Annotated in this window: 15 protein-coding genes and 2 pseudogenes; 9 read left to right on the forward strand and 8 right to left on the reverse strand. The window is 66.4% G+C overall.

Annotated features, from left to right (window positions below; all coding sequences use genetic code 11):
* Positions 1 to 97 precede the first annotated feature (97 nt).
* Together JC881_RS03790 and JC881_RS03795 are read right to left on the reverse strand one after the other, a co-directional pair.
* A complete protein-coding gene (locus tag JC881_RS03790; protein ID WP_198784340.1) occupies positions 98 to 10,120 on the reverse strand; it encodes a two-partner secretion domain-containing protein in 10,023 nt (3,340 codons plus the stop codon).
* A gap of 9 nt (positions 10,121 to 10,129) precedes the next feature.
* Positions 10,130 to 11,872 (reverse strand): ShlB/FhaC/HecB family hemolysin secretion/activation protein, encoded by a 1,743-nt coding sequence (locus JC881_RS03795; protein WP_198784341.1) that lies wholly within the window; start codon positions 11,870 to 11,872, stop codon positions 10,130 to 10,132.
* A gap of 311 nt (positions 11,873 to 12,183) precedes the next feature.
* On the opposite strand from JC881_RS03795, the gene JC881_RS03800 reads away from it, so the two are divergent.
* Both JC881_RS03800 and JC881_RS03805 read left to right on the forward strand, forming a co-directional pair.
* Positions 12,184 to 12,666 (forward strand): H-NS histone family protein, encoded by a 483-nt coding sequence (locus tag JC881_RS03800; protein WP_198784342.1) that lies wholly within the window; start codon positions 12,184 to 12,186, stop codon positions 12,664 to 12,666.
* A gap of 107 nt (positions 12,667 to 12,773) precedes the next feature.
* Positions 12,774 to 13,087, forward strand: a pseudogene (locus tag JC881_RS03805) (aldo/keto reductase); the annotation flags it as partial.
* A gap of 87 nt (positions 13,088 to 13,174) precedes the next feature.
* Here the strand turns inward: JC881_RS03805 and JC881_RS03810 are convergent.
* From JC881_RS03810 to JC881_RS03830, 5 genes are all read right to left on the reverse strand, one after another.
* Positions 13,175 to 14,161: a JmjC domain-containing protein gene (locus tag JC881_RS03810; protein ID WP_198784343.1), complete on the reverse strand. Its 987-nt coding sequence runs from the start codon at positions 14,159 to 14,161 to the stop codon at positions 13,175 to 13,177.
* 306 nt (positions 14,162 to 14,467) lie between these two features.
* Positions 14,468 to 14,647, reverse strand: coding sequence for a UTRA domain-containing protein (locus JC881_RS03815; protein ID WP_198784344.1), 180 nt, complete (start codon positions 14,645 to 14,647; stop codon positions 14,468 to 14,470).
* A 208-nt stretch (positions 14,648 to 14,855) separates the two neighbouring features.
* Complete coding sequence (locus JC881_RS03820; RefSeq protein ID WP_198784345.1) at positions 14,856 to 15,833, reverse strand: Bug family tripartite tricarboxylate transporter substrate binding protein; 978 nt, start codon at positions 15,831 to 15,833, stop codon at positions 14,856 to 14,858.
* A gap of 29 nt (positions 15,834 to 15,862) precedes the next feature.
* Positions 15,863 to 17,128 (reverse strand): DUF1254 domain-containing protein, encoded by a 1,266-nt coding sequence (locus tag JC881_RS03825; protein ID WP_198784346.1) that lies wholly within the window; start codon positions 17,126 to 17,128, stop codon positions 15,863 to 15,865.
* A 17-nt stretch (positions 17,129 to 17,145) separates the two neighbouring features.
* Entirely contained in the window at positions 17,146 to 18,354 is a 1,209-nt protein-coding gene (locus tag JC881_RS03830; protein ID WP_198784347.1) for a CaiB/BaiF CoA transferase family protein, read from the reverse strand.
* An 88-nt stretch (positions 18,355 to 18,442) separates the two neighbouring features.
* Here JC881_RS03830 and JC881_RS03835 point away from each other — a divergent pair, with 88 nt between their 5' ends.
* Positions 18,443 to 19,417: a LysR family transcriptional regulator gene (locus JC881_RS03835; protein WP_198784348.1), complete on the forward strand. Its 975-nt coding sequence runs from the start codon at positions 18,443 to 18,445 to the stop codon at positions 19,415 to 19,417.
* 320 nt (positions 19,418 to 19,737) lie between these two features.
* Here JC881_RS03835 and JC881_RS03840 read toward each other — a convergent pair whose 3' ends face one another.
* Positions 19,738 to 20,499 (reverse strand): AraC family transcriptional regulator, encoded by a 762-nt coding sequence (locus tag JC881_RS03840; protein WP_332875199.1) that lies wholly within the window; start codon positions 20,497 to 20,499, stop codon positions 19,738 to 19,740.
* A gap of 104 nt (positions 20,500 to 20,603) precedes the next feature.
* Here JC881_RS03840 and JC881_RS03845 point away from each other — a divergent pair, with 104 nt between their 5' ends.
* The 6 genes and pseudogenes from JC881_RS03845 (at position 20,604) to JC881_RS03870 (ending at position 25,926) form a co-directional block, all read left to right on the forward strand.
* Entirely contained in the window at positions 20,604 to 21,419 is an 816-nt protein-coding gene (locus tag JC881_RS03845; RefSeq protein ID WP_198784350.1) for a sulfite exporter TauE/SafE family protein, read from the forward strand.
* A gap of 157 nt (positions 21,420 to 21,576) precedes the next feature.
* Positions 21,577 to 22,368, forward strand: a complete 792-nt coding sequence (locus JC881_RS03850) for an acetoacetate decarboxylase family protein (RefSeq protein WP_198784351.1) — start codon at positions 21,577 to 21,579, stop codon at positions 22,366 to 22,368.
* Complete coding sequence (locus tag JC881_RS03855; RefSeq protein ID WP_198784352.1) at positions 22,361 to 22,801, forward strand: DUF2000 domain-containing protein; 441 nt, start codon at positions 22,361 to 22,363, stop codon at positions 22,799 to 22,801. Before JC881_RS03850 ends, JC881_RS03855 begins: the two co-directional genes overlap by 8 nt.
* Entirely contained in the window at positions 22,798 to 23,607 is an 810-nt protein-coding gene (locus JC881_RS03860; RefSeq protein WP_198784353.1) for a helix-turn-helix transcriptional regulator, read from the forward strand. The genes JC881_RS03855 and JC881_RS03860 overlap by 4 nt, the downstream gene beginning before the upstream one ends.
* A 384-nt stretch (positions 23,608 to 23,991) precedes the next feature.
* Positions 23,992 to 24,248, forward strand: a pseudogene (locus tag JC881_RS32295) (helix-turn-helix domain-containing protein); the annotation flags it as partial.
* Positions 24,249 to 24,600: 352 nt separating this feature from the next.
* Positions 24,601 to 25,926 (forward strand): MFS transporter, encoded by a 1,326-nt coding sequence (locus JC881_RS03870; protein ID WP_443083326.1) that lies wholly within the window; start codon positions 24,601 to 24,603, stop codon positions 25,924 to 25,926.
* Positions 25,927 to 25,929: the final 3 nt, after the last annotated feature.

The raw sequence follows: 25,929 nt of genomic DNA on the forward strand, positions 1-25,929 counted from the left end.
ATCGCGCCCATTGGAATGATCCGTGAGGCACGCTCGCGCCGATGACACCGCCGCACACGGAGGCGGTGCATCGACGCTTGCCCGGCGCCCCGCGTCTCTACTTGACCGACATCGTCAACGGCGTATGCGCGACCGATCCATTCGCCTGCGGCACGTTCACGACCACCTGAATGTCGCCCTTGAAGCCAGCGGGCGGCGTACCCGTGACCTTGCCGGTCTTCGCGTCGAAACTGAGCCACGAAGGCAGCGGCTTGCCGTCGGACGTGGTGGCCGTGACACGTGTTCCCTTGGGCAGTTGACTGGGCAGCGGCACCTGGGCAGTCACTGTCGGCACGCCGCTTTTCGTGTTCGAGACGATCGTCATCGCGCCGAGATTTGTCTGCTGCTTGCTCTTGTCGTTCTGCACGTCGACGTTGAAGGTGCCGGAACCGTTGCCGCCGCTGAGCTGCTGGTTGGTGATGGTTTTCTCGGTCCCTGGCGCGGGCGCGGGGGTGCCGGCGGCGGCGGGTGGCGCCGCGGCCGCTGGCGCAGGCGCAGGCGGCGTGCCAGACGCGGGGGGAACCGAGGCGGTAGCGGCAGGCTTGGGCGCCGGTGCCGGTGTGGTCGATGTGGTCTGTGTGGCCGGCGTATTCGGTGTAGCCGGTGTGGCTGTTGGCGTGGTCGCCGGCGGGGTTGCCGGTGCCGCCGTGCCGCCGTCGGTCTTCGGCCGCGTGCCCTTCTTCTCCGTGTCCTCGCTCGCTCCCGCGGCGGCGAACTGCGCTCCGAAGGCAAAGCCCTTGGTCGTGCTGACCGCATCCTTGATGACGACGTTTCCGCCGGCTTCCACCGATGTCGGTGCAACGCCGCTGGCCTGCGTGCCCGTCATTGTGGTGTCCCCGCCCGAACTGAAGCCGACCTTGCCGCCCTTGCTGTCGAACGTGGCGCCGGTGGCGGTGTCGCTCCTGGACATCTCCACGCCGCCCGAGGCCGACGCGCCACCGCCGACGCCTTGAGCGCCGCCTCCGACCGTGGCCGCTACCGACACCTGCACCGCGCTGCTGTCGGTCTTGCCGCTTGCGGCCTGGATGTCCAGATTGCCACCGGCCGCAACCTTGATGTCACCGCCCGCGGTCACCTGGGTGCCGGCCAGCGTGGTGTTGCCGCCGGACTTGAGCGTGACGCCTTGGCCGCTGGCAATGGTGGCGACCTGGTCGCGCCGGCCCGAGGTGTTCGACTGCCCGTAGTCGAGGCTGGCGCTGGCGCTGACCTGGTCGGCGCCAGCGGTCGCGGACGCGGTGGCGCCTGCGGATCGCGTGCCGGCCTCGAAGGTGTCGCGCGCGGCATCGATCTTCAGTGCCCCGCCTGCGGCGATGTCGATCGGGCCCGCGGCCGCGATCTTCGTGCCTTCCAGGCGGGTGTCGTTGCGCGTCACGATATTGACGCCGCCCGTGCCCGCCGTGATGCTGCCGGCCACCGCCGTGTTGGTCCGGGAGCCCGCCTGGCTGTAGTTGCCGTAGCCGCTCACGGTGCCGGTCGAGTTCACTAGGTCGACGCTGACCGCGCCGCCGACGCCGGCGGCCATGCTGTCATCGCGGGTGGTGTTGCCCGCCGCCTTGAAGTCGAGCGAGCCCGCCTCGATGTTCACGCCCTTGCCCGCCTGGATCCTGGTGCCTTCGAACACGGTCTCGTTGTTCGACCTGCTGTTGACGCTGCCGCCGACCTGGATGGTGCCTTGGCGTGCAGTGCTGCTCGATGAAGCATTGCTCGTCGTGGCCACATCGAGCGTCATCGTGATGCCGGCGCCGGCCATGGCGCCCGCGCCCAGACCGGAATTGCCCTTGCTCACCTGGTTTGCGGAGCCGGTGTCCGACGGCGAAGCGCTGGGCGCCGCCGGCGCGGCGGCAGGTGCAGCCGCGGCCGTGGTGGCGCCGGCGCCGGTGGCAGCGGTCGTCACCGCGCCGGTTCCTGCCGTAGCGGCCGTCCCAGCAGGTGCGGCGGTTCCTGCCCCCGTGCTGGGGACGGTCGTGCCCGGCGTCACTGTCGGCTTGGCCGGCGCGTTCGCCTCGGGGTCCAGCGTGGTCGTGGCCTGACCCCTGTGTTCGGCGCGGCCCTGGGCCTGCGCGTTCGCACTCGATTCGCCGTAGAAGCCCGTCTTCGTCTCGAATGTCGTGCTGCTGGCACTGCTGCTGTGCGTGTCCCGGGCGGCACTGCTCACGATCCTGTCTGCCGACTGGTCCAGGTTGCCCTTCACCACGATGTCGGTGCCGACGTCGGCGATGGTGTCGCGCGCGGTGCGCGTCAAATTGCCGCCCGCTTCGATCTTCGACACGCTGGCCTTGGTGTCCGTCGTCGCGCTGTTCGACAGCGTGATGTTGGTGTACGAGCCGACCTCGCCATGCACGCCCGCGGCCGCCGTGGACCCCACGGCCGTGCCGGCGCCGGTCGCCGCGCTGGTCTGCGTGTCGGCGCTGCCGCCGGCACTCGCATAGAAACCGCTGGCGGTCTGCATGCTGTCCACCTGGGTCTCGTGCACGTCCTCGGCCGCCCGGGTGATGATGTTCCCGGCCTTCAGCACCATGTCGCCGCCGGATGCGACGCGCGAACCCTCTACCGTCATCGTGTCGTTGACGTTGGCCTGCAGGCCCTTGCCCGCCGTGAGGTTCGAGCCGACATGCACGACGTCGCGCGTCTTCGTGTCGACGATGGACTGCTCCATGTAGCTCACGCGGTTGTCGCTCGATGCGCCCAGGTTGGCGCCTGTGCTCGCGTTGCCGCCCGGCATGCCCTGGCCCGATGCCGAGGAGTTCGCCGTGGCGCCGCCCGAGCCCTGGTTGCTGGTGCTGCTCATGAGCCCGACGTTGCTGGTGTTGACGTTGGTGTGCGAGCTCTTGGTGTCCTGCCCGGCCAGCACATCGAGCCGGTTCGCGTTGACGACGAGGTTGCCGTCCGACGCCACGTTGGATCCCTTGAGCGTCACCGTGCCGCTGGCGTCGATCTGCCCGTTGCCGCCGAAGTGGATCACCGAGGCGAGGTTGCGCGTCTGGCTGGTGTCTGTCACCTTGATCTCGTGCGAGACCGCCGCCACGCCGGCCGAGGCATTGGCGCCGCCACCGGCGCCCGCTCCTGCGTTGGCCTGCGCGGCGCCTTTGCCTGCGCCCGCGGTGGTCACCGTGCCGGCATCGGTGCTGGTGTTGGTCGAGGGCCCGCCGACGTTGCCCCTGGCCTGGTTGGAGCCGACGATCTTGCCGATGCCGGTGGTCACGTCGCGCCGGTGCGAGGTATCGCTGTTGGTCCCAGCCAGCACGTTCACGTTGGTGCCGGCGACGTAGCCGTCCTTGGCGATCGCCAGCACCGAGCCTTGCAGCGTCACGTCACGGCCGGCCACCACCGCGCCGTCGCCGCCCACTTCCACGCTGCCGCCGTTGTTGCGCGCCGAGTTCTTGTTGATGGTCGTCTTCTGCACGCCGAAGGCAGCGCCCCCAACGCCGATGCCCGAGCGCTTCCTGCTGATGTCGGTGGTGGTGGTGTTGTCGCGCGAGACGATGTTGACGTTGTTGCCCGCCTGCAGCACAGCATCGCCCGCCACCTTCGTCTGACTCCCGGCGATCGTGATGTCGCGGCCCGCGGCCATCGCAAGATCGCCGCCCACCTCCAGCTGCGAGCCGACCTGCCTGACGGTGGTGACGGTGGTGGCCTTGGTGCTCGAGCCGAAAAGGCTCGACGAGCGCTTGACCGTGGTGTTGCTGCTCTTGTCCTGGAGGGTGTCGAAGGCGATGTTGCCGCCGGCCGCCAGCACCGCGTCGCCGCCGGCCGAAACCTTGGCGCCTGTCACCAGAATGTCGCGCTTGGCGCTCAGCACCAGCGAATCGGTGGCCTCGATGGTCGCGGTCTTGCCGATCTGTGTGCTGCTGTTCTTCGCATTGCCGCTGGTCACCGCCGTGGTGCGGTTGACGATGTTGCCTGCCGTCGAGGCCAGTGCCACGTTGGTGGCTTTGATGGTGCCCGAGACGTTCTTGATGTCGCCCACCGCGACCACCTTCAGCGTGTTGGACGCAACGATGGTGCCGCCGGTGTTGGTGAGCGCTGTGAGGTTCAGGTTGGCGTCCTTCACCGAGATCACGGTGCCCTGCACCACGCTGTTCTTCGTCGCGGCCGACAGGTACACCACGGGCGCGAGCACGACCTTGCCGCCGATCTCGGTGGCCACCATCCACACCATGTCCTGCTTGAGCGATGCCTGTTGTTCCGGCGTGAGGGCCACGCCGTAGGTGAGCTTCAGCTCGGTGCTCTGCTGCGCGGCGCTGTCCATCAGGCCCTGCATCTGCGCCCCGGCGTTCTGGTAGCCGTCCAGCACGTCTTCGCCAGTGCGAGCGATCAGCTGCTGCTTGACCAGGAAAGCCTCGTAGCTCGCATCGCCCAGGCGCAGCACCGTCTGGTCAGGGCTGAAGCCGAGCAGACCCGCGAGGTAGTCGGAGCCCGGCGTCGTGGGCGCGACCTGGAACAGCGGATTGCTCTGCACGAGGTAGCGTGCGTCGGGTTCCCGCGCGATCACGAAGAAGCCGTTCGGGTTGGTCGGCAGCGTGATGCGGATGCCGCCGAAGGAAGTGCCCGAAACGCCGTTGGCCGCGTTGGCAGCCAGCGTGCCGGCGGTCACCGGCCGGATGGTGGCGGTGCCGCCGGTAGCCACGGCGGCGGAGGTGGTGGCACGGCCGCTGGCGGTGCCGGCGCCGCCGGTGGGGGCGGCGGCGTTGCCGGTGGTCACCGTGCCGCCGCTCACCGATGTGGACGAGCCGGAGCCCGCGGCCACCGCGGTCGTCGTCGGTGCCTGCCTGGTGTTCACGGCATTCGCCGGGCCGGCCGTCATCGCCTTCAGGTTCTGCGCTGTCGGCGCGGGCGTGCTCAGGCCGTTGTTGATGAGTTCGAAGCCGCTGCCCGTGAGCGTGCCGGCGTAGACGCCGCCCCCCACCGCGACGCCGCTCGGCGCGACGGCCGGCAGGAGCCGGCCGTTGAGCATGGCCTCCTCCTTGGTGGCCCAGGCCTTGCTCACCGCCGGGAAGGCGCAAAGCGACTGGCAGCCGGAGAACCACTGCCCGTTCGACTGGTAGTAGTAGCTTATGCCGCCCGAACTCGTGGGCAGCGCGAGCGCGTCGTTGGTGAATGCCGCGGCAGCGCCCTGGCCCGTCAGGCTCACGTCGTTGGCCGAGAGCACCGCGCCAAGGTTGTAGAACTTGTTGAACTTCGCCACGATCGCGCCGGCGGTGATCTGCGCCTTGATGCCGGGCGTCGTCGCATAACCCGGCGAGGACGTCCACCCGGTCTGGTAGACGAGCGGCGCGTTGCTGAACACCGTCTCCTGGCCAAAGGTCACATTGGCTTGCCGCGTATCGCCGCCCAGCACCTCGTTGCGGATCGTCGTGGCCGCAAGGCTCACGGTGCCCGGCGTGCTGATGGTGCTGTTGTTGACGATGGTCTTGGCGCTCAACGCGATGCCGGCGCCCGCGTCCATCGTGCCCAGGTACTGGGTCGCCGTGGCCGCGTTGGTGATGGTGCCCGCTGCGGCATAGCCGTAGAGCGTGCCGCCCGCGTACAGCGCGCCCCGGTTCAGCAGGTTGCCTTCAGTGGCGTTGACGATCAGGTCACCCAGCGCCGCGACGCCGCCGGTGGCGGTGTTGGTGAGCGAGGTGCCGCGCAGGCTGAAATTGCTGGCCGAGAAGATCAGCCCGATGTTGCTGAAGCCGCCCGGGCCGGTCACGGAGAGGCCGCTGTTGGTCACCGCCCCGGTGTCCAGGCTGCCCATCGAGGCCATGATGCGGCTCGTGCTGTCGGCCTGCGTCAGTGTCTCGGTGCTGATGCCCATTGCGCCGCGGGTCTGCAGCACGGCGCCCTTGCCGAGCGTGAGGCTGTGCAGGCTGAAGTCCATCGCGTTGGCGGCCAGTTGCTCGCCATCGCCGAGCGCAAGGTTCGCGCCCACGAGCTTGAAGGTGCCCCCAGCGTAGAGCTTGCCTTCGGGCGTGAAGTCGAAATAGTCGCCACCAACGCGGGTGATGATCGACAGGTCGCCCTCGCTCACGATGCTGCCATTGCCGTGCACGCCGGCGGCGCCGACACGCAGTCCCAGGTCGCCTGCCGATTGCAGCGTGCCGCTGTTGTCGATGCGCGCGCCCGAAAGTTCCGTGTAGCCGGAAGACGTGGTGCCGAAAGTGATCGTGCCCGTGTTGGTGACGTTCGAGGACGCGAACACGCTGCCCAGCGCGGAGCTGCCGTTCTGGATCGTTCCTTCGTTGACCAGCGTGCTGCGCGACTCGAGATCGAGCCGGTCGCCCAGCATGAGGCTGCCGGCGCCGCTGTTGCGCATGCCGGCAAGCGAATAGGCTTTCAGTGTGCCGCCAGCCTGCATCGTGCCGGCGTTGACGAAGCTGTCCGCCGCGCCGGTGTCGTCGTGGGCGCTGATGGTCAGATTGCCGCCCGCGACGATCGTGGCGTTGCCACCGGGGTCGCCCACGCGCTGTGCGTTGTCGATCGTGCCTACTCCGAAGGCGGCATGGCCCACGGTCTGGATGTCGCGCGTGTTCGTGAGCGCGCCGGTGAGCGTGACGTAGGAGTACGAGCTCGCGTCCTTGGAGCCGAGCAGCCACACGCCATCGTTCTGCAGGCTCGTGCCAGTGATCGTCGTGCCTCTGGCCGACTCGATGCGTGCGCCGGCCGCGTTGCCCAGCGCCGTGCCCTGTAGCGTCATGGTGTTGTCGCTGTAGATGGCGCCGGCGTTGTTCAGCGATTCGCTGCCGCCGCCCGCGCGGTCGGCAATGTCGACCAGCTGCTTGCCGTAGATGGTGCCGCTGTTGGCGATCGTGCCGTTCACGCGCAGCGTGACGCCGCCGTCCCGTGCGTTGACGGTGCCCTGGTTGTCCAGGCCGTTGGGCTCGAAGGCCGTCCCGCTGGAGCTCAGTGCCACGCTGTTGCCGGCGAGCAAGGCGCCGGCGCCGTTCTTCAAGGTGGCGCTGCTTGCAAGGCTCAGTGCCTGGCCGGCCTGGATCGCGGCGCCGGCCTGGTTGTCGATCGCGCCCGCAGGCGCGTTGACGCTCAGGTTGCCGACGGCAGAGACCGTGCCGCTGTTCGTGAGGTTGCCGCTCATGCCGAGGCTGCGCCCGCTTTGCAGCGTGCCGCTGTTGTTTGTGTTCGCGCCGATGGCCAGTGCGTCGTCGCTCGTGCCTGCCTGCGTCGACAGCAGCCACGTGCCCGCGTTGTCCACGAAGTTGCCCGTCACCGTGCTGCCGTCGGTGGCCTGGATCCAGGCCTTGCTGGCGTTGGTCACGCTGTTGCTGGCGATCGTCATGCGGCCACCGGCCAGCAGGCTGCCGGCGCCGGTGTTGAGCAACTGGATCGCCGCGCCTGCGCCGGCCCCGGCACCATCCCCCGCGATGACGAGGTCTTGCGCCGCGCTGACCGTGCCTTCGTTCTGCACGGTGTTCTGGCCGCGCAGCGTGACATTGCCCGTGTTGGCCGCGACGGTTCCGTTGTTGTAGAGCGTGTCTCGCGATGCGAGCGCTACGGCGCCCTGGTCGCTCACGATATTGCCCCGGTTGGTAAGGGCGCGCGCCCGCGCACCCAGGTCCTTCTGTGCCGCAAGGTCGCCGTTGTTGATGAGTTCGTCGCCCGCATCGAGCGATAGCTGACCCACGCGCGCCGCGATCACGCCGTCGTTGGCGAGCATGCCGGTGCTGCCCAGCGCCACGTTGCCGCCGGTGCTGACCAGGTTGCCGCTCGCCGTGTTGGCGATGCTGCCCGCCTGCGCGCCCAGATCCAGCGCGGCCGTGACGAAGTTGTTGTTGGTCAATGCGCCGGTCGCATCGAGGCGCACCGCTCCGTTGGTGGCAACGATCTCGCCGTCGTTGGTGAGCGCGCCAGTCGAGCCGAGGGTGACGGCGCCGCTGTCGCTGAGCACGTAGCCGGTGGCGGCATTGGTCAGGCCGCCGGCCTGCACCGTCAGCGCCCCCTTCGCGGCGAGGTTGCCGCTGTTGGTCAAGAGCCCGCCGGCCGTGAGCGTGGCGCTGCCCGCCTCGGCCAGCACGGTGCCTGCGTTGTCGAGCGTACTGGCGGTGGTGAGGATCACCGCGCCATGGCCGCTGCCGATGTCGGCGCCCGCGCGGTTGGCAATGTTGTCGGCCTGGACACGTGTGGTCTGCGCGGCGCCCACATAGCCGCTGTTGTCGAGCGTGCCGGCCAGCGTCATGTCCAGCGACCCGGCCACGGCATAGATGGCGCCCGTGCCGCGGTTCGTCACGTCCGTCGCGGCGACGCTGTTGTCGCCCGCCGAAGCCTGCAGGTAGCCGCTGTTGTCGATGCTGCCTGCCTGGATGGCGAGGCCAGCGCCCCCGATGACCTTGGCGCTGTTGTCAAGGAGGCCGGCGACCGCCAGGGTCTGCGTGCCACCGGACTGCATCACGTTGCTGTTGGTGAGCGCCCGGGCTTGCACGTTCAGCGCCTGGACGGCGAGCATGAGGCCGGCGTTGTCGACGGTCTGGCTCGCGCCGCCCGCGGCGTCTGCGAGTGACAGGTTACGGCCGGCATTGAACGTGCCGGTGTTGTTGATGGCGATGCCGGCACGCACCGCAAGGCTGCCCGCGTCGGCCGTGACGATGCCCGCGTTGTCCAGGCCCAGGCCAGCGTTGATGGTGATGTCGCCACCGGTGCTTTGCACACCGCCATTGCTGCTGGCCGCGATCTGCGTGGCGCCGGCACTGTCGAGCCGGATGCCGTTGGCGGCCACGATGGCAGCCGTGCCCAGGCCCAGGTCGCCCGCCGTCGCGCGCGCGGTCAGCGTGTTGCCGGACTGCAGCACCACGCCATCGCCCAGCGCGACGGTGCCCGCGCCCGCATCGACATTGTTGCCTGCCTGGATGCTGCTTCGTGTGAGCAGCGCGTGGCCGGCTCCGCCGGAGACAGTCGCATCGCGCGTCGCGCTGAGACGGCTGTCAGTGAGGGAGAGCGCGAGGACGCTGGCGTCGGCCGCGGCGGTGGCAATGCGCAGGTCCTGGCCAGCGACGAGCTGGCTGCCGTCGATGGCAATGGCCCCTTGCCCGGCCGCGACCGCGATGTCGCGGCTGGCCGTGAGACTCGCGCCCGACAGCGCGATGGTCGATGCAGCCGGCCCGGCGGCGGCGATCGCGATGTCGCGCTGCGCCGAGATGCGATTCACCAGTTCGATGCGGCCCGCCGCTGTGAGCGTGAAGTCGTCGATCGTGGCTGCCGCTTCGCCCAGCATGCGCACGCCGACGCCGGCCTCGGTGGCACTGATGCGGATGCGGTTGGCGTACATGCCGCCGAGCGCGGTGCTGTCAATGGCATAGCTGCCGGCCACGCCGACCGCGCCCGCGTTGCCGGTGACGGTCCGGCTCGCGTAGTCCCAGTTGTTCGTGCCGGTCGTGATGCCCAGGTCGCCGGTGCGCACCGCGCCGTCGATGCGCACCGTGCGCGCCACCAGGTCAAGGATCTGCTGGGCCGTCGCGTTGAGCCCGCTGCCGTTCACCAGGATGTCGCCCTGCTGGACCGAGAACCCGCGCAGGCTGCCGTCCGCATTGAGCGTCGGCAGGCCTGTGGTGAGCGTGACGCGGTCGGTGTTCAGGAAGCCGCAGCCCGAGCAGGTGATGCCGTAGGGGTTGGCGAGCACCACGTCGGCCCGGCCGCCGAGCACCTCGGTGAAGCCAGCGAGCGTGCTGCGGTTGTTCGAGGTCACCTCGTTCAGGATGATGCGCGCCGCCGCGCCGAGGTTCGGGTTGGCCGCCACCTGTGCGTTGGCGAGCACCGAGGCCCAGGCGGCCTGCGCGGCGTTGCCATTGTTGAGCACCAGACCGGCGGCGTTGACGTTGAAGGACTGGTAGCGGTTGTGCGAAAGCCCGGCCGCATTGGCCGCGTTGATGTTGACCACGGTCGCACCGTTGGGCGCGAGGAAGGCGCGCAATGCGCCGCCCGCGGGCACCGCCGAAGGCTGCGCCTGTGCGTGGACGAGTGTCGGCAGTACAAGGGCGGCGGCGGCGCTCAGCATCGCGGCGCTCGCGCTCTTTCCCCTGCCGCGGGCGGTCTCGCACACGGCGGTCCAGAGGCCCAGACTGGCATTCCAGACGACGCGATAGATGTGGTTCATGGCAGCACCTCAGAGGGAATAGGAAAGACGCAGGCCGACCTGCGTGGACTCGCGGCGCATACCGGTGGGCAGGCGGATCGCACGTGACACGAACAGGTCCACACTGGCGCCCGCGGCCTGCACCGACACGCCGACCGTTGCGCCGGACATCGAGCCCGAGGGCACGCCCGCCGCGCGATTGCTCACGCGCCCGGCGTCCAGGCCGATGTAGCCGCGCCCAACCACCGGCACACCGCCGACCTGCTGCGAAAAGGGCAGCGCGAGTTCGTTGCGCCATAGCAAGCCGTTGTCGCCGCTGAGCGTGTTTACGAGCGAGCCGCGCACGCTGCCCGGGCCGCCGATGAGGAACTGCTGCGAGCCGTAGAGCGTGTCGAAGGCCTTCTGGGCGCTGAACTGGCTGGACCAGGCGAATGTCGTCTCGGCCAGCTTGAAGCGGCGGTCGAAACCCAGCTCGACATTGAGCTTGTCGAATTGCGCATGCGGCTGGTCGCGCGCCAGGTCCGCCGGGTCGTGCAACGCGCCCAGCCCCTTGAGGCCATGCGCCCAGGCCAGTCGCCCGTTCAGCACGCCGCCGCCCAGCGCGACGAAGCCGCTCACGCTCACGTCCGAGATGGCGAGCTTGCGGCTGGCGACACCGAGCAACTCGCCGCCGACGTAGCTGGTCGTGTCCTGTGTGCCGATGCGCGCGCTCGCATTGAGGCGGCTGCCGGCATTGCGGAACAGCACCCGGTCAACGGTCAGGCCGATCGTGTCGGTTCGGCCCTCGGCGAGCAGGGTGTTGCCGCTGGCTTGCGTGATGCGGTTGCCGTAGCTGGTGCGACTCAGGTCAGCGCCGAAGTTCCAGTATCCCCATGGCACCGAAAACAACAGCGCCGTGGCCTTGGAGCGGTGGTCCGCGTCATGTGGCACCGAGTTACGCTGCGTGATCGCAATGAGTTCGTTCAGGCCGAGCAGGCTGCCCAGGCTCAACGTGCCGGTCAGGCTGTCGCGGCCCGTGGCGGGCGTGCCCAGGTTGTCAGCCGAAAGGAACAGGCGCGCCGGCGATCGCGAGGGGTTGCGCACGACGACGATGCTTTCGCCGGGCTGCTGGCCGGGACGGATGTCGAGCGTGGCGCTGTTCGATGCGAGGCGGTTGAGTTGATCGGTGCCCTGTTCGAGATCGCGAAGGTTCAGGAGGTCGCCAAGCGCCGCCGGAAAGGCGCCAGACAGCGAAACGCCGCCGGGACGCGTGGCGTCCAGTTCGTATTTCTCGATGCGGCCTTCCACCACTCGGATCGTCAGCGTCCCTGTGCGCAGGTCTTGCGCCGGCAGGTACGCACGGCTGGTGATGAGACCCTGGTCGATGTAGCTCTTGGTGATGAGGGCGAGGATGTTCTCCAGCTTCTTCGAGTCGAGACACTGTCCGGCGTAGTCGGTGTCGATCTGCTGGCGCAGAGTGGCGGGCAATTGCGTCGCACCGTCGATCGCAATGCGCTGGATGTCGCGGCAGCCGCCGAGATCAGGCACGGTGATGCGCGGCGCTTCGACCTCCAACTCGGTGCCCGGACGTGCCGGCACGGCATTGCGGGCCCGATCCTGTTCTTCGCGCAGACGATCTTCGAGCTGGCGTTGCACAGTGTCGTTTTGCCGGAGCACTGCCGGTGGGACGATCTGTGCCAAAGCCGAGGGCCCGGCCAGCGTGCAGACCAGTGCCGCAAGGCCGATTGCAAATGCGCGGGAGAACCCCTTCGCCGATGGCTGCGGCTTCTTCATGAGCGTCCACAGATGAATCGAGAGTCCACTTGCGAAGGCTGACAACCAACGCACTGGGCGTGCGGGGTCGGTGGACTACTTACCGATAAGTTCTAAATTGTGAGAATTTGTTGGCGACGTGTATGTCGCTATCCATAGCTACACCGAACGGCAAGCATTGGGTGCACCCACCCTCCGCAAGCTCTGGCAGCCGGAAGCGCCAGGCGCGATGTGGTCGTCAGTTCATCCGTCGCTTTGGTGAATCTCGAGGCTACTCAGCTACCGACGCAGTCGATCACGAGATTGATGCCGCTGCTGCCTGAAGCGTCTCCGTGAACCGATTTGGCGATTCAGGATCCACCAGCAAGAATGGTTATCCTGACTGCGAGTTTTTTTCGCCTACCTTGTCAAAAGAGATCTACCTGATGCCAGATGCAAGAAATATGAGTTACGCGGAAATCCAACAGCGCATCAAGGACATGGATGCCGAGCGCGTAGAACTCGAGACCGCGCTCCAAGCCAAGCGCGGTGAGGAAATCAAGGTTCTCGCTGACGCATATGCGAAGAAGCTCCAGGCCGGAGGATTCTCGATCTCCGAAGGTATCAAGGCATTGGCGCCCTACGACACGTCAACGGCCAAGCGTTCAGGCGCCGCACCGCGGCCGCCGCGCGAGGTCGAAACCGGCACAACATACAAGAATCCTGAGACCGGCGAGACATGGAAGGCCGGCGCGAAAGGTCGTGTAGTCGGATGGCTCCAGGCGCAGATCGACGCGGGCAAGCGCGCAGCATCCTTCGCAACGGAGCCAGGCTAGCACTGTCGCTCCGAGCGACTTGATGTGACTGCGCTCGTCGAGCCCTGACTGCCATCGTGACGCTAAAAAAGATGGCAGCGCAAGGCGTGCCGAAGGTCGGTATCGCCAACCTCGTGCATCGCAACGACGACGCGCTCATCGACGATCTGGCGAGAGATGGAATTGCGTATGTTCCATTCTTCCCGCTCGGCGGATTCACTCCGCTTCAGTCCTACGCACTGTCCGACATCGCCCAGCGCCTTGGCGCTATTCCGATGCAGGTGGCGCTCGCCTGGCTCCTGCGCCGATCACCCACATCCTGCTCATCCCGGGGACTTCGGTGGTCGGGCATCTGCGTGAGAACCTGGCTGCCCAGAAGCTGGCGCTGCCGACGGATGCAATGGAGGCGCTCGACCGCGTGGCTGTGCCCCTGGTCGGATAGCGGCGTTTGCTGCACGCACAAGAACCTGCTTACGCAGCCGATGCTCGCCGAGCCGGCTGCGGGAAGCGGCGCCGTTGCCTTCTTGGGTCAGTAGGAGCCGGGCGGCTCCGACTTGCGAAAGAGCTTGTAGCGTGTAGCGCCGAGCACGTGCCCCAGCGGCGCCTTCAAACTGTCCCGCAAGACCGAGCTGCCGGGTTCGGCCGGCGAGAGCTTCAGTGTCCGGCGCAGGAACCTGTTGAGATGGTGAACTTGGGCATGGCGCCTGGTGACCGACGTGAAGAACGTCACCCCGAGAGAAACAGAGACGCCGTCATCGGACTTGACCCAGTCCGGGTCGGACCGCGTCATGTGCGGCGAAGTGCTCGGAAAATAGATGCCATCGCCCGGCGCCGTTTCGAAGTCGTGGCTGCGTTCGCGATGCTCGTCTTTAAGGCGCACCCCTTCGAGCGTCTGGCCGACGATGAAGTCTTCGATGGCCGAGGCGCCCACGACGGAACGATCGGTGCGATCCCACACGCTCATGGTTTTGCGGCCATGCAATTGCAGCCAGAAGTTGTTTTCGCGATCGATGTGAAATGGCGTGACCGAGGGCGGCGCCGACAAGAAGATGAAACCTGTGACCAGGAAGATGCCCGGCTGCTCGCGCTCGATGCTCGGCCGCACGGTGTTGATGATCTGTTCCAGCAAGGCAGCGTAGACCGGATGCGCTTCGATGTTATAGAGCGCCACCCACGACCTCGGCTCATGGATGCGTTGGAACACCTCGTAGATGCTCTTGCCTTGGGGATCCCTTGGGTCATGCTCGAAGCTCGACGCCTGCGTGATACCCGGCCGCACGAAGCGGCACTGGTTTCGGGGCGCGAGGTATTTGGCCAAGTCCGCCAGCGCCGACAACTGCAGCAGCGGATGCTCATGGAAGTCATGCTTCAGCTGGCCGATTCGATCGATGCTGAATTTGGCTGGGTCGGCAGGCCTGACGTGATAGTCGGTGCGCAGATCGCGTGGATGGGCTTGCCGTATCCGGCCAAGCTCAATGACCTGGGCAGAACGCGAGTCCAGTAGTTGGGAAACCATTCTTCTCTCTCCATTTTTTTCTCTGACCGAGGAAGAAGATTAGGCGTAATACAAAAGTACGGCGATACCCTGCTGCCGCAGTTGCTTTGCAACAAATGCAACATACTGAAAGAAAGTCGATGTGAGTGTCGGCAGAGTCTTTCGGAGCGTCGAGGGCGGGGCCATGGAATCCACGACGTCGCCGCGTGCGGCCGGCGGCCCTTGTAGAAGTGGTGCAAGGCCGCGCGGTGCTATTTCGATCTGGCGCGCGGTGGGCCCATGGGAGATGAAACAACACGGCGTCCCTGCCCGGGAAGCGCCCCGAACTCAACCCCTGATCGTGACGTGCGTATGGAAGCGGTCCGACGGTCCGCGCAGGATCTGGAATTCGAAGGGCCTCCCCTTCTTGTCGTAACCAATGCGCATGACGTCGACCAGCGCAGAGCCGATGGCCACGTCGAGCAGCTTCGCGAGCGAGACGTCGGCCAGCGTGGCGCGGGTGACCATCTCGATGCGGTCGTCAAGACCATGATGGTTTGCTGCTCGCGCGCTTGCAGTTCGACGCTGGTGCTGGATCTCTAGAGCACCTTGCGACCAGCACTGCCGCAGGGCCTTCCCGCTCCCGATTTCGCCTGACGACGCCGTCCGTCCAACCGGATACGGGGCTTCTCAGAGACTACGGCGCGGCCTACACACCGCTGCGTAGACGCCAGACTCATTCGGCCGTGACGTTCGCCGTCTTGATGATCTGCGCCCACTTGCGGGTTTCGCTCGCAATGAACGCACTGAAATCCTCGCTCGTGCTCCCGCGAAGTTGCAGTCCCGCGGCATCGGCCTTGCGACGGACATCCGCGTCGGTGACCGCGGCATTGATCTCCGCATTCAGCCGCGCAACGACGCTGGCCGGCGTGCCGGCCGGCGCGAGCATGCCGTACCAGCCGTAGCCCACCACGGAAGGCAGTCCCTGCTCCCGGATCGTCGGAGCCTGCGGGTAGAGCGGCGTGCGCTCTTCCGTGGCCACGCCCAGAACGCGCAGCTTGCCGGCCTGTATGTGCGGAATGGCGGTCGAGATGGCGGTCAGCGTGGCGTCGATCCGCCCGGCAAGAAGCTCGGTGTAGGCCGCCGCGTCGCCGCGGTACTGCACCACGATGCCCTTCGCGCCGGAGGCACGCAGGAGCAACTCGGCCGTCAGATGCGGCGCGGACCCCGCGCCGGGCGACCCGAAGGTCGCGCCCTTCGGGTCGGCCTTCGCGTGCTTGAGGAACTCCGCAAGCGACTTGTACGGCGCGTCGGCATTGACCACCAGGAACAAGGGAGCGATGGCCGTGCTGGCGATCGAGGCGAAGCTCTTGTGCACGTCATACGGCAGGTCCTTGTAGAGCGCCTCTCCGATGGCGATCGGTGCCGCCGCATGAAGCAGCGTGTAGCCGTCCGCCGGTGCCTTGGCGACGAAATCGTTGGCAATCCGCGTGCCGGCGCCGGCCTTGTTCTCCACCACCACGCCCTGCCCGAGCCTTCGCGCGAGGAAGTCGCCAAGCACGCGCGTCAGGATGTCGTTCGATCCGCCCGCGCCATAAGGAGAGATCAGGCGTATTGGCCGCGCCGGCCAAGCCTGCGCGAATCCCGAGGCACTCCACGGCAGTGCCAGGCCGGCTGCGGCGGTTGCGAGAAGGTGTCTGCGATTCATTGTCATGTTCTTGTCTCCGTTTGATTTTCTAGGCTTCAGATGCGCTGGATCGGCGGATAGTCGAATCGCAGCGCCAGGTGATCGGCATGCGGTTGATAGAGCCGCAGCACGACATAGAACGATTCACCCTTCGGCGTGGGAAGCCAGTTGGCCCCGGGTCCCGGATCCTCGGCCTGGAGCCTGATGGCAAGGCCGCCGTCGGCGTCGCAGTGCAAGCCCGGCGTGCGATCGCCGATCGAGTACCGATGGATGGGGTTGGCAACAAAGAGGCAGTCGCTGCGACGGTACATCGTGAGCGACCAGAAAGCGTCCACCTTCAGCCCTTTTCCCTGCGCGAATCGCAGTTCGTAGCGCTGCGATCCATCCAGCGGCGCCCCGCGCGAGTCCACTTCCGCGGTCGGGTACATCGCCTCCTCCACGCCCAACGCACCGATGAAGTTGCGCGCGATGCGCGCGCGCGTCAGGTAATCGTCACCCCAGTTGTCCTTCACCATGACAGGGATGGCCCAGCCGCCGCCCAGATCGTGAGGCTGATTGCTCTTTCGCAGCCGCTCGTAGACGGCCACAAGCGCCGGTGCGAGATCGTCGGCCGCTGGAGGCCATGTCAGGTTCTCGCTTGGCGCCGGCGGATTGCGTCGCAGCACAGCGCTCACGATGCGCAGATACAGGTCTGCCGACGGGACAGCCGCATCGCGGCCATCGATCCACGTGTCCACCCGCATCGCCGCATCGGCGCCATCCAGGCGGACGAGACGCATCGAGGATTGCGACGCGCGCACGCGAGCGGCATCTTCGCCGTCGTCCTCCACGAGGTGGCGACCGATCATCCAGACGTCGTTTCCCGGCGCGGCGATCGTGCTGGTGATGTCGGCCGGAACGATGCCATGCCAGCCGGGGCCGTGCACCAGCGTGCGCTGAGGCCGGTTGCCTGTCGTGCGTCGCCCCACATAGGCGAAAGGGTTGGTCCACGCGTCAAGCAGCCCCAGCGTCCAGTAGCGATCGCCCATCTCGGGCGTCTCGACGATCACCGGTCCTTCGGACAGATCCAGCCAGGCGTTGCTGTAGACCGTGTCATTGTTCGGACTCACGACCTCCTTGTCTTCGGGACCCAGGCGACGATGCGTATGGGTGAACTGGTTGACCCACCGCGCGTTGGACTTCGGGTCCGCCGCGGCGAATCCGAGCGTGGAATGACGGCGCGCGGTCGTTGCGGCACGCATCCTCATCATCTCGAAAAGCGGCAGCGTCTGGATCACCAGGTTCTCGCAGCCTTGCGAGATGGAAAAATTCTTCAGGTTCATGGAATTTATTTCTCGCGTCATGCCACCGCCCCGTCGCGGCGAAGCTCGTCGATCTCGCTCTGCGCGAATCCGAGTTCGGCAAGAAGCCGATCGGTGTCGGCCCCGCAGGAAGGCGCGGCGGCCGGAGTGGCCCGGGGCGCATCGCCCAGCCGGTAGGGCAACGCCAGAGAGGGGTAGCTGTGGCCGTCGGCGCCGATGGCATCGACCAGGATTCCGCTCGCCTTGACGTCCGCGCTTTGAAGCACTTGCCCGTAGCTGCGCACGAAGCCGACAACGATCTGGTTGCGGCTCAACAGCGCCACGCACTCCTCGCTGGTGAAGGACGAGAGGCACTCGCGCAGCACGATGCGAAGCTCTGCGCGGTGTTGCACCCGCAGCGCGTTGGTGCGAAACCGTGGGTCCGCGGCGAGCGGCTCGCGCCCCACCACGCGGCAAAACCGCGCCCAGTGCTCCTCGGCATACGCAGACAGCACGATGTGTCCGTCGCGCGTCGGCACCACCTCTGCCGCGGGCGCATTGTTCGGCTGGCCGTCGCCGATGCGCGTCGGCTCGGGTGCGCCCCCCAGGTAGTCGCACCAGGTGGTGGCCTGCAAGTGCATCGCCACCTCGAGCAGCGAGGTGCGCAGCGTCTCGCCCCGGCCCGTCTGCGCGCGGCCATAAAGCGCCGCGAGCACCGCCTGGGCGCCCAGGTGCGCAGCGGCCGCGTCGATGATCGGAACGCCCACCTTCTGCGGCAGGCGGTCCGGCTCGCCCGTGACCGACATCAATCCGCTTTCCGCCTGCGCCGCGATGTCGTAGCCGGGGCGTTCGCTCGAAGGCCCCAGGTCTCCGAAGCCCGAGATCGACAGGTAGATGACCCTGGGGAAACGCTCCCGCACCGCAGATGGCCCGAGGCCCAGCGCCTCCACCGCGCCGGGGCGCAGGTTCTGGATCACGACGTCGCTTTCACCGATCAGGCGCCAGGCGATCTCCAGGCCCTCCTTGCGCTTCAAGTCGAGCGCGATCGACTGCTTGCCGCGGCTGTAGGCGCGGATCATCGACTCGCCATAGCGGCCGATGTGCCGGGCCTGGTCCCCCGCCACCGGCTCGATCTTGATCACCTGCGCGCCAAGCTCCGCGAGGACCATGGCTGCGCCGGGTCCGGCGATGTATTGCCCCATGTCGATCACGCGCACGTTCTTGAGCGGGGCGGCGGGCCTGATTGTCTCTCTGGATTCGAATGTCATCGGGGCAACGTTATCGCCTGCCCCGATTCTTGAAAATTCGATAATCGTGAGGGAGTGATCACGATTGGCTATGACCCAGGATTCCCGAATGGACACGAAAACCGACCGGCTCGTCCGCACCCTGCGCCTGAGGCACCTCGAGTTGCTCGTGGCACTGTGCGAAACACCCACGATGCGCGGCGCCGCGGCACGGCTGCACTTGAGCCAGCCTGCCATCAGCAAGATGCTCGGCGAGCTCGAAGGCTGTTTCGGCGCCAGGCTGTTCGAACGCAGTCATCAGGGCATTCATGCGAATGCGCTGGGTTCGAGTGCCGCATCCAGGGCACGCGCGGTGCTGCACGAATTGTCCCGGGCCACCGAAGACGTCGAGGCCATGCAAAGCGGCGTGACGGCGGTTCTGCGGGTGGGCGCGCCGTCCGTCACTGCTGCTGTTCCGGCGGCCATCGTCAGGCTGCGGGAGCGGCTGCCGCGAGCGGCCGTGCAGTTGCGTGAAGGCCGGGTCCATGAACTCATCCATCGCTTGCTCGATGGGGAGCTCGATTGCGTTTTCGGTGCCATCACGCCCGAGTTGATCGCCAGCGACCTCATTCCCTTGCTCGAGCCAGTCGTGCTGTTGAAGGACGAGCTCTGCGTTCTCGCTTCCACCTCCAACCGCAGCTACGCCGGGCGCAAGTTGAAGTGGGCCGACCTGCAAGCGGCGCAATGGGTGCTTCCGCCCAAGGAGACGCTGGTGAGGCAGGCTTTCACGACGGCCTTCCTGAACAGCGGCGCGACACCGCCCGTTCCGGTCATCGAAGCGATGTCCTCGGTGACGATCGGCACTGTGCTGCGCCAGGATTCTTCTCTGTTGTGCGCGGTGCGGCTGGAGCACGCCGTCGACGAAGTTGCCAGAGGCAGCGTGCAGCGGCTCAAGCTTGCGCCGCGGGTCGTGCTTCCTTCGTTCGGCTTGTTCTTTCGCCGGGATGGACTGGAAAGACCGGAAATTCTCACGGCGTTCGCGGATGCCATACGGAGCGTCAGCAGAGCTGCCGCATCAGGAAACGAGCGACGAACCAAGCGTTGACCTGGATTGGATGATCGAGCGCCGGCGGGCCGCGTCTGCCCGAGGTTTCAGCCAACCCCGCCAAGCGATGGGATCTTCGTCGCAGGCGCGCTCGGGTTCAAGTTGGGATTCGTCTGCGTTGTGCCGCTCGCAACGTTGCGCTTGCACTTTCGGTCCCACCATTCGTGCGCGACCTTCCGCACGACGGCTTGCTGCCGCGGTCATCGCAACAAGGGAATCTTTGATCATTGGCATGGCGCCATTCAAGTGTCTGACTGCCAGGCCCGATCGGGCCTGGTAGTCAGCCGCTTGGGCTGTCGCATCTGTTTAAGCCCGCCTTTTCAAGGATGAAATGTCGACGGGTTGTTCCCCAGCTTCCTTCGGAACATGGTGGAGAAAGCGCCGGGACTGTCGTAGCCCAGCTGAAGCGCCACGGTGGTCACCGGCTGCCCCATGGCCAATTGCGCCATGGCCCACAGGAGGCACGCCTGCCCTCGCCATTCGAGGAACGACATGCCGGTCTGCGCGCGAAAGTAACGGCTGAACGTGCGTTCGCTCTGGTGCAGTTGTCGCGCCCAGGCGATCGGAGAAATGCGCACGTCTGGCCGATGGAGAAATTCGATGCACAAGGCGGCCAACCGTTCATCGCTTGGCAGCGGCGCAAAGAACGGCAAGGCTTCGGCACGACCGACCTCCTGCAGCGTCAAGTCCATCAGCAGGCCATCGCGGCCGCGCTTGTCGTAGAGAGCCGGCAAGTCCGTGGCCTCGATCAGGAGGTGGCGCAGCAACGCAGACACGGCCAGCACCTCGCACAGCGTGCCGCGGCGCGGCGCGGCCGCCGGCTCGATGTAGAGGCTTCGGGTACTGACACCGACCATTCGCACCCGGTGCGGCTTGCCGGCCGGGATCCAGACGCCGCTGTGTGGCGGCACGACCCAGGCGCCGTCGTCGGTTCCCACTTCCATCAGCCCGGTCGCACCGTACAGAAACTGGGCGCGGCGATGGCTGTGAGTCTCCAGCATGGTGCCCGGCGCGTAGTCGGTGCCGATGGCCAGCACTGCACGAGGGGTGTGATCGAGGCTCTCGAGCGATTGGTTGCGCACGGCATTGAATGATTGGCGAAAACGCGAATATTGTTGGCCAAACATCGCAAGCGCGCCAGATCGTTCGACCCTAACCTGAGGGCTCTCGTATCCATGGAGGCCTCGTGTCGCTGTATCTCTTGTTGGCAGTTTGCGGATGCCTGACGGGCATCACCACCGTGTTGTTTGGCTTCGGCGGCGGATTTGTCGTCGTGCCGCTGCTCTATCAACTCCTGTCCCAGGTGAACGCCGTTGACAGTGTCATCGGGCGGTCCGCCATGCAGATCGCGGTGGCGACCTCCACCTGCGTCATGATCTTTGGCGCCCTCCTGGCCACTTTGCGCCACCAGCGCGCAGGGACGTTGGATTGGTCGCAGTTGAGGCCCCTGCTGGGATTCATTGGCGCGGGCGCGGTGCTTGGCGCGCTGGCTGCAGCTGCCGTCCATGGGGATTGGCTGCGTTGGGCCTTCGCGGCCTACCTGGCGCTGACCATCCTCGACTGCTGGCTGCGACCCGGGTTTCTGTCGCAGCCTGCGGAGGGTCGTGCGGCGCCCTCTTCCATCGCCACAGCGTTGTCGGGGCTGGTCATCGGCTGGATTGCCGCATTCCTCGGCGTCGGCGGCAGTGTGATGACGGTTCCGCTCATGCGTCGTCGCGGCATCGCGATGGGGCGCGCGACGGCCATGGCGAACCCGCTGTCGCTGCCCGTTGCGCTGGCGGGCACGGCCACCTATGCGACGTTGTCTGCGGGATCGACCCCATCCTTCGGAGCCTGGCATCTGGGGTACATCGACCTGCGCGCCACGGCGGTCCTCATGGTCGGCTCCTGGATCGGCATTCGAGTGGCTACACCATGGATCGGAAGGATCCCAGATCAGGCGCACGCGAAGATCTACCTTGCATTGCTCGTCATTGTGCTCATCGCCATGGTGGCGCGCTGAGCAGGGCTGGTCATGCGAGGGATAGGCGCAGGTCAGTCGGTCCGAGGCCCCACTGAAAGGGATCGGGCGGCGTCGATTGCCGCTCGCTCGAGCTGGGGCGCGCCGAGGTTCTCATCCGTTCTAGGCGGGCCGCGCGGGCCTGGGCACCATCGGCGCCATGAACTCTTCCACATGGTCCCATCAAAGCTTCACCGCGCCATTCACCACCACGGGCCGTTCTGCGCTGGTGCCCAAGCCGCCCTGGCACTATGCAGGCTGGCTGCTGAACGTTGCCTTCCGCTTCGATGCCACGACTGCGGCGCCTCTCGTGCCGCCCGAAGCAGGCAAGGCCGTGGGCACAGGGTGCGTGCACTTCGCAGACTGGCAGGCCTGCACCGACGGCCATGAATTGCTGGACCCGGTGCTGGCGCAGTACCGCGAAACCATTGTGGTGCTCGAGATCGAGCGTCCGGACGGAAGCCGTTGCATGTATTGCCCTGCCATCTGGGTGGATCAGGACATTTCCTTGTTGCGCGGCCTGTTGCAGGGGTGGCCCAAGAAAATGGGGAGCACCTGGCTCACCCGAAGCCTGCCCCTGGAGCACCCTGCCGCGGCGCCGATGATTTCGGGCAGCCGGTTGGGAGCCAGCCTGGCAGTGAAGGACCGCCGCGTGTTCGAAGCCCAGGCCACGCTGACGGGACAGGCTGGCCGTCCGCTGGGTTTTCTGACGCAGCCGACGATAGGCGCCGTCGGATGGCCAGACCTGCGACAACCGCGGCAGCTGCCCGACCTCGTACTCGTCAAGCCCGACATTGGTCAACGCGTGGCCAGCGACTGGCACCACGCCACGGCGTCGCTGCGCCTGATCCCCCACCCCGAAGAAGACATCGGTCTGCTGGGAAACATCGAGGCGCAAGAGGCCAGCGCAGGATGGATGGGTCTCACCGTGGCCGGGGCACACGATGCCTGAAGCCAGCGCCTCTGCGGCGCCGGACAAGGTTGCCATCGTGCTGGCCGAAGGGCTGACGCCTGGCCCGGCCGCCAACATTGCTTCATGCATTGCCGCCGGCCTGGCGGCCTCAAGCCCGGGCTGGGCCGGGCAGTCGCTGATGGACGCCGCGGGGCTCCAATCGGCCGCCCCTTCCCACCTGCCGATCGCAATCCTCCGTGCCGAGGCGGCCACCATGCATGCGTTGACTCAGCGTCTCGCCGCTGGCGCCATTGCCGAGGGCGGCGCGCTGTCGCTGTTCCCCGCTTACGCGCAGGCCATCCATGAGTGCGGTGAATACTGGCATCGCCACGGCCTTTCCGCACATGCGGATGAAACGATGCTTGGCATTGGCCTCGCGGGGCCCAGGCGCTGGGTGAATCGCATGACTGGTAATCTGGCGTTGTGGCGTTGAATCGATCTGAAGTCCGGCGGCTGCGTGTGTTCGATCTGGAGCAGGTGCGGCATCACCAGGACGGACAGGAGTGGATTCCCCATTGGCACGACGAATGGTCTTTCGGCGCTGTCGTGGAAGGCGAATGCCGTAGCAGCGTGGCGGGCCGTTCCATCCTGGCTCGCGCGGGCGACCTCATCGCGATCGCGCCAGGCATCGTCCATACGGGCGCACTCACCGCCCACTCCAACAGCGCCTCGGTGCTGGTAATGATGCTGTACGTACCGGTAGGATGGGTCGAGCAGACAGGCCTCACAGGGCCTGCGTGCAGCGGACTGACCCGAGCGCCCGCGCTGGCCAGCGAAGCACGCCATCTGTGTTCCCCGGAAGCTGCGCAGGCTTGGTTGCGCCAGGCAGTACCGGCCCTTGCGAGGGCACTGCGGCCACAGCCTTCTGCCGCGAGCGAGGCCGTTCCAAGCGAGGCCGTGCGCGCGCTACTCGGCCGCGTGCAGTCCGCTGTCCTGGGTGGAGAGCAGACCGTCGCCGGCCTGGCCATCCGATGCAACGTCAGCCGCGAGCGAATCCACAGAGTGCTCACACAGTGGATCGGCATGGCGCCGGCGGACTACCTGCGTGCCGTGCGCCTGCACCGAGCCAAGCAGATGGTGTTGAGCGGTGAGTCGGTCGCTGCGGTGGCCGCCGATTGCGGGTTCGCCGACCAGGCACACTTCACGCGCTGGTTTCGCAGAACGTTCGGATATACCCCAGGCGATCTGGTGCAGGCCTCGTTGCAACAGGCCACCGCGCTTCCTGGCCAGCGCCATTGAGCCTCGCCTTACGCAGACCGCCATGTGCTCCTGCTAGCTTTGCGGCACAGCGAATACCAACGTGACTTGGCGCTGCGCCTGACATCGGCAGGGCAGCCGTTGATCTCGCTAACGCCCTGGGCTAGGTCGCCGCTCTGCTGGTGACACAGCCCCCGTCCTCGATCTCCCGGAAACTCATTGCATCTTTACGTGAGCGTCAGGCACGCGACGAGCAACTTTTGTCAGGGCCAGCTTGATCTGCAGACGTGGCGCGTGTTCGCGGTGTTGAACTCCGTGAACTGTTGATTGCCACCGAAAACTGACCCTCTAAACACTGTAATTTCCGTCTGAGACCGACCCATGCAAAACCCTGAACTGCTAATTTTTAAAGCAAGGATCCTCGGAGTGATAGACGTGGCGACATTGAGTGCCATCAGACCCTGGGCCCTGCGCGAACCGATGTCGATCCGCGAGATAGCCAGGCGCACAGGCCTGCCTCGCAACACCGTCAAGAAGTACCCGCGCGCCGGCGCTGAAGAGCCCGTTGCATCAAGCGGGCAAGCTCAAGCGAGCTCGACCTCCATGAAGAGAAGTTCGCGACCTGGCTTGCGATCCAGGCCACCAAATCGCGCAAACAGCGGCGCGATCTGCGGCAGATTCACACACACCCGCTACTCGTCCAGTCCCCGCAACCCCTCCAGCCCCCGTACGACTCGACGACACGACAACACGACGACCCACTGTCACTGCCCGAGGCACTTCATTGCACATTCGCAGGACGCTCGATAAGCCTTAGACCCGCCTCTAAGTGTCTAACGACTAGGTGTTTCTACTATCGTTAACAACATTGTCGACATTGTTGTTGACGTCAATTTCGACAAAGCCTAAATTCCGCTCCACAGCCTCGGTGGCGCACTGGCCCGGACCAGCCCGACCCGCGACTGCAAAGTTCGCCAGCGTGCCGGGTCTTTTCCTTGCAGGTTGGCATCCGTGCCACTGCAAGGAGACAAACCGATGCAAAACACCATGACGGACGGCGCCAAGGCGACCGCCGCAGCGCCAGACGCCGCTCTTCAGCCCACCAAGGTGCGCTGGAAGATCTTCCTGATGATGTTGTTCCTCATCTCGATCAACTACATCGACCGGGCCTCGCTCTCGGTGGCCATGCCGCTGATCGCCAAGGAATTCGACATCGGCCCGGCCTTGCAAGGCTTGCTGCTCAGTTCGTTCTTCTGGACCTATGCGCTGATGCAGATCCCGGGCGGAATGCTGGCGGACCGCTATGGCCCACGCGTGGTGATCGCCGGTGCAACACTGGGCTGGGGCTTCTTCCAGGCCATCGCCGCCCTCTGTACGGGCTGGGTCCCCTTGTTGCTGACCCGACTGGGCCTAGGCGCGGCCGAGGCCCCGATCTACCCGGCCGGCGGCAAACTCAACGGCATCTGGATGACCCAGACAGAACGCGGGCGCGGCGCCACCTTGCTCGACGGCGGCGCGCCCTTGGGTGCGGCGCTGGGAGCGATCCTGATCTCCGCTCTGATCGCCGTGCTCGGATCCTGGCGCCTGGCGTTCGTCATCGCTGGCGTGGGCACCGTGCTTGCCGGCTATTTCGCCTGGAGCTACATCCGCAACCATCCGCGCCAGCATCCCGGCGTGAACGAGGCCGAAGCCCGCTACATCGAGGCCAGCCATGCCGCCGACGCCGCCAAGGAATCAGCCGACGCGAGCGGTCGCGTGCTGGACTTCTTCCGCTACCGCTCCGTGTGGGGCATGTTCTTCGGGTGGATGTGCTTCAACGCTCTGTTCTACGGCCTGCTCACGTGGATGCCGAACTACCTGTCGAAGGTTCACGGCTTCGACATCAAGCAGATGGGCGGCGCGGTGTTCATCATGTTCTTTTCGGGCTTCGTCGGCGAAATGTTCGGTGGTTGGCTGGCCGACAAGTGGATGGCGGCCGGCGCCTCGCAAAGCAAGGTGCTGCGCACGCTGTTCGGCATCTCGTCGATCATCGCCACTGTTGCAATCTTCATGGTGACGCAGATCAAGGACCCGATCGCCGTGGTCGTGCTGCTGTCGGTGACGCTGTTCTTCCTGCGGTGGTGCGGCCTGTTCTGGTGCGTGCCGTCGATCCTGGGCACACGCGCCCGGGTCGGCTTCCTCGGCGGCACCATGAACCTCGGCGGCAACGTAGCGGGTATCGGCGTGCCGATCGTGGTTGGCTTGATCGTGCAGGCGACCGGTTCCTACTTCATGGCACTGATGCTGTTCACGGCGGCCGGTGCTGGCCTGTTCATCTGCTCGACGGTGCTGATCGACTACAGCAAGAAGCTGCCGGTCTGATTC

Source organism: Variovorax sp. IB41 (assembly GCF_016405905.1).
Taxonomy (GTDB): Bacteria; Pseudomonadota; Gammaproteobacteria; order Burkholderiales; family Burkholderiaceae_C; genus Variovorax.

Bases quoted from the DNA above. Each gene is read 5' to 3' on its own strand.
- JC881_RS03825 (WP_198784346.1), bottom strand. From the start codon at position 17,128: ATGAACCTGAAGAATTTTTCCATCTCGCAAGGCTGCGAGAACCTGGTG.
- JC881_RS03855 (WP_198784352.1), top strand. From the start codon at position 22,361: ATGCCTGAAGCCAGCGCCTCTGCGGCGCCGGACAAGGTTGCCATCGTG.
- JC881_RS03850 (WP_198784351.1), top strand. From the start codon at position 21,577: ATGAACTCTTCCACATGGTCCCATCAAAGCTTCACCGCGCCATTCACC.
- JC881_RS03810 (WP_198784343.1), bottom strand. From the start codon at position 14,161: ATGGTTTCCCAACTACTGGACTCGCGTTCTGCCCAGGTCATTGAGCTT.
- JC881_RS03790 (WP_198784340.1), bottom strand. From the start codon at position 10,120: ATGAACCACATCTATCGCGTCGTCTGGAATGCCAGTCTGGGCCTCTGG.
- JC881_RS03795 (WP_198784341.1), bottom strand. From the start codon at position 11,872: ATGAAGAAGCCGCAGCCATCGGCGAAGGGGTTCTCCCGCGCATTTGCA.
- JC881_RS03830 (WP_198784347.1), bottom strand. From the start codon at position 18,354: ATGACATTCGAATCCAGAGAGACAATCAGGCCCGCCGCCCCGCTCAAG.
- JC881_RS03835 (WP_198784348.1), top strand. From the start codon at position 18,443: ATGGACACGAAAACCGACCGGCTCGTCCGCACCCTGCGCCTGAGGCAC.
- JC881_RS03820 (WP_198784345.1), bottom strand. From the start codon at position 15,833: ATGACAATGAATCGCAGACACCTTCTCGCAACCGCCGCAGCCGGCCTG.
- JC881_RS03870 (WP_443083326.1), top strand. From the start codon at position 24,601: ATGCAAAACACCATGACGGACGGCGCCAAGGCGACCGCCGCAGCGCCA.
- JC881_RS03815 (WP_198784344.1), bottom strand. From the start codon at position 14,647: ATGGTCACCCGCGCCACGCTGGCCGACGTCTCGCTCGCGAAGCTGCTC.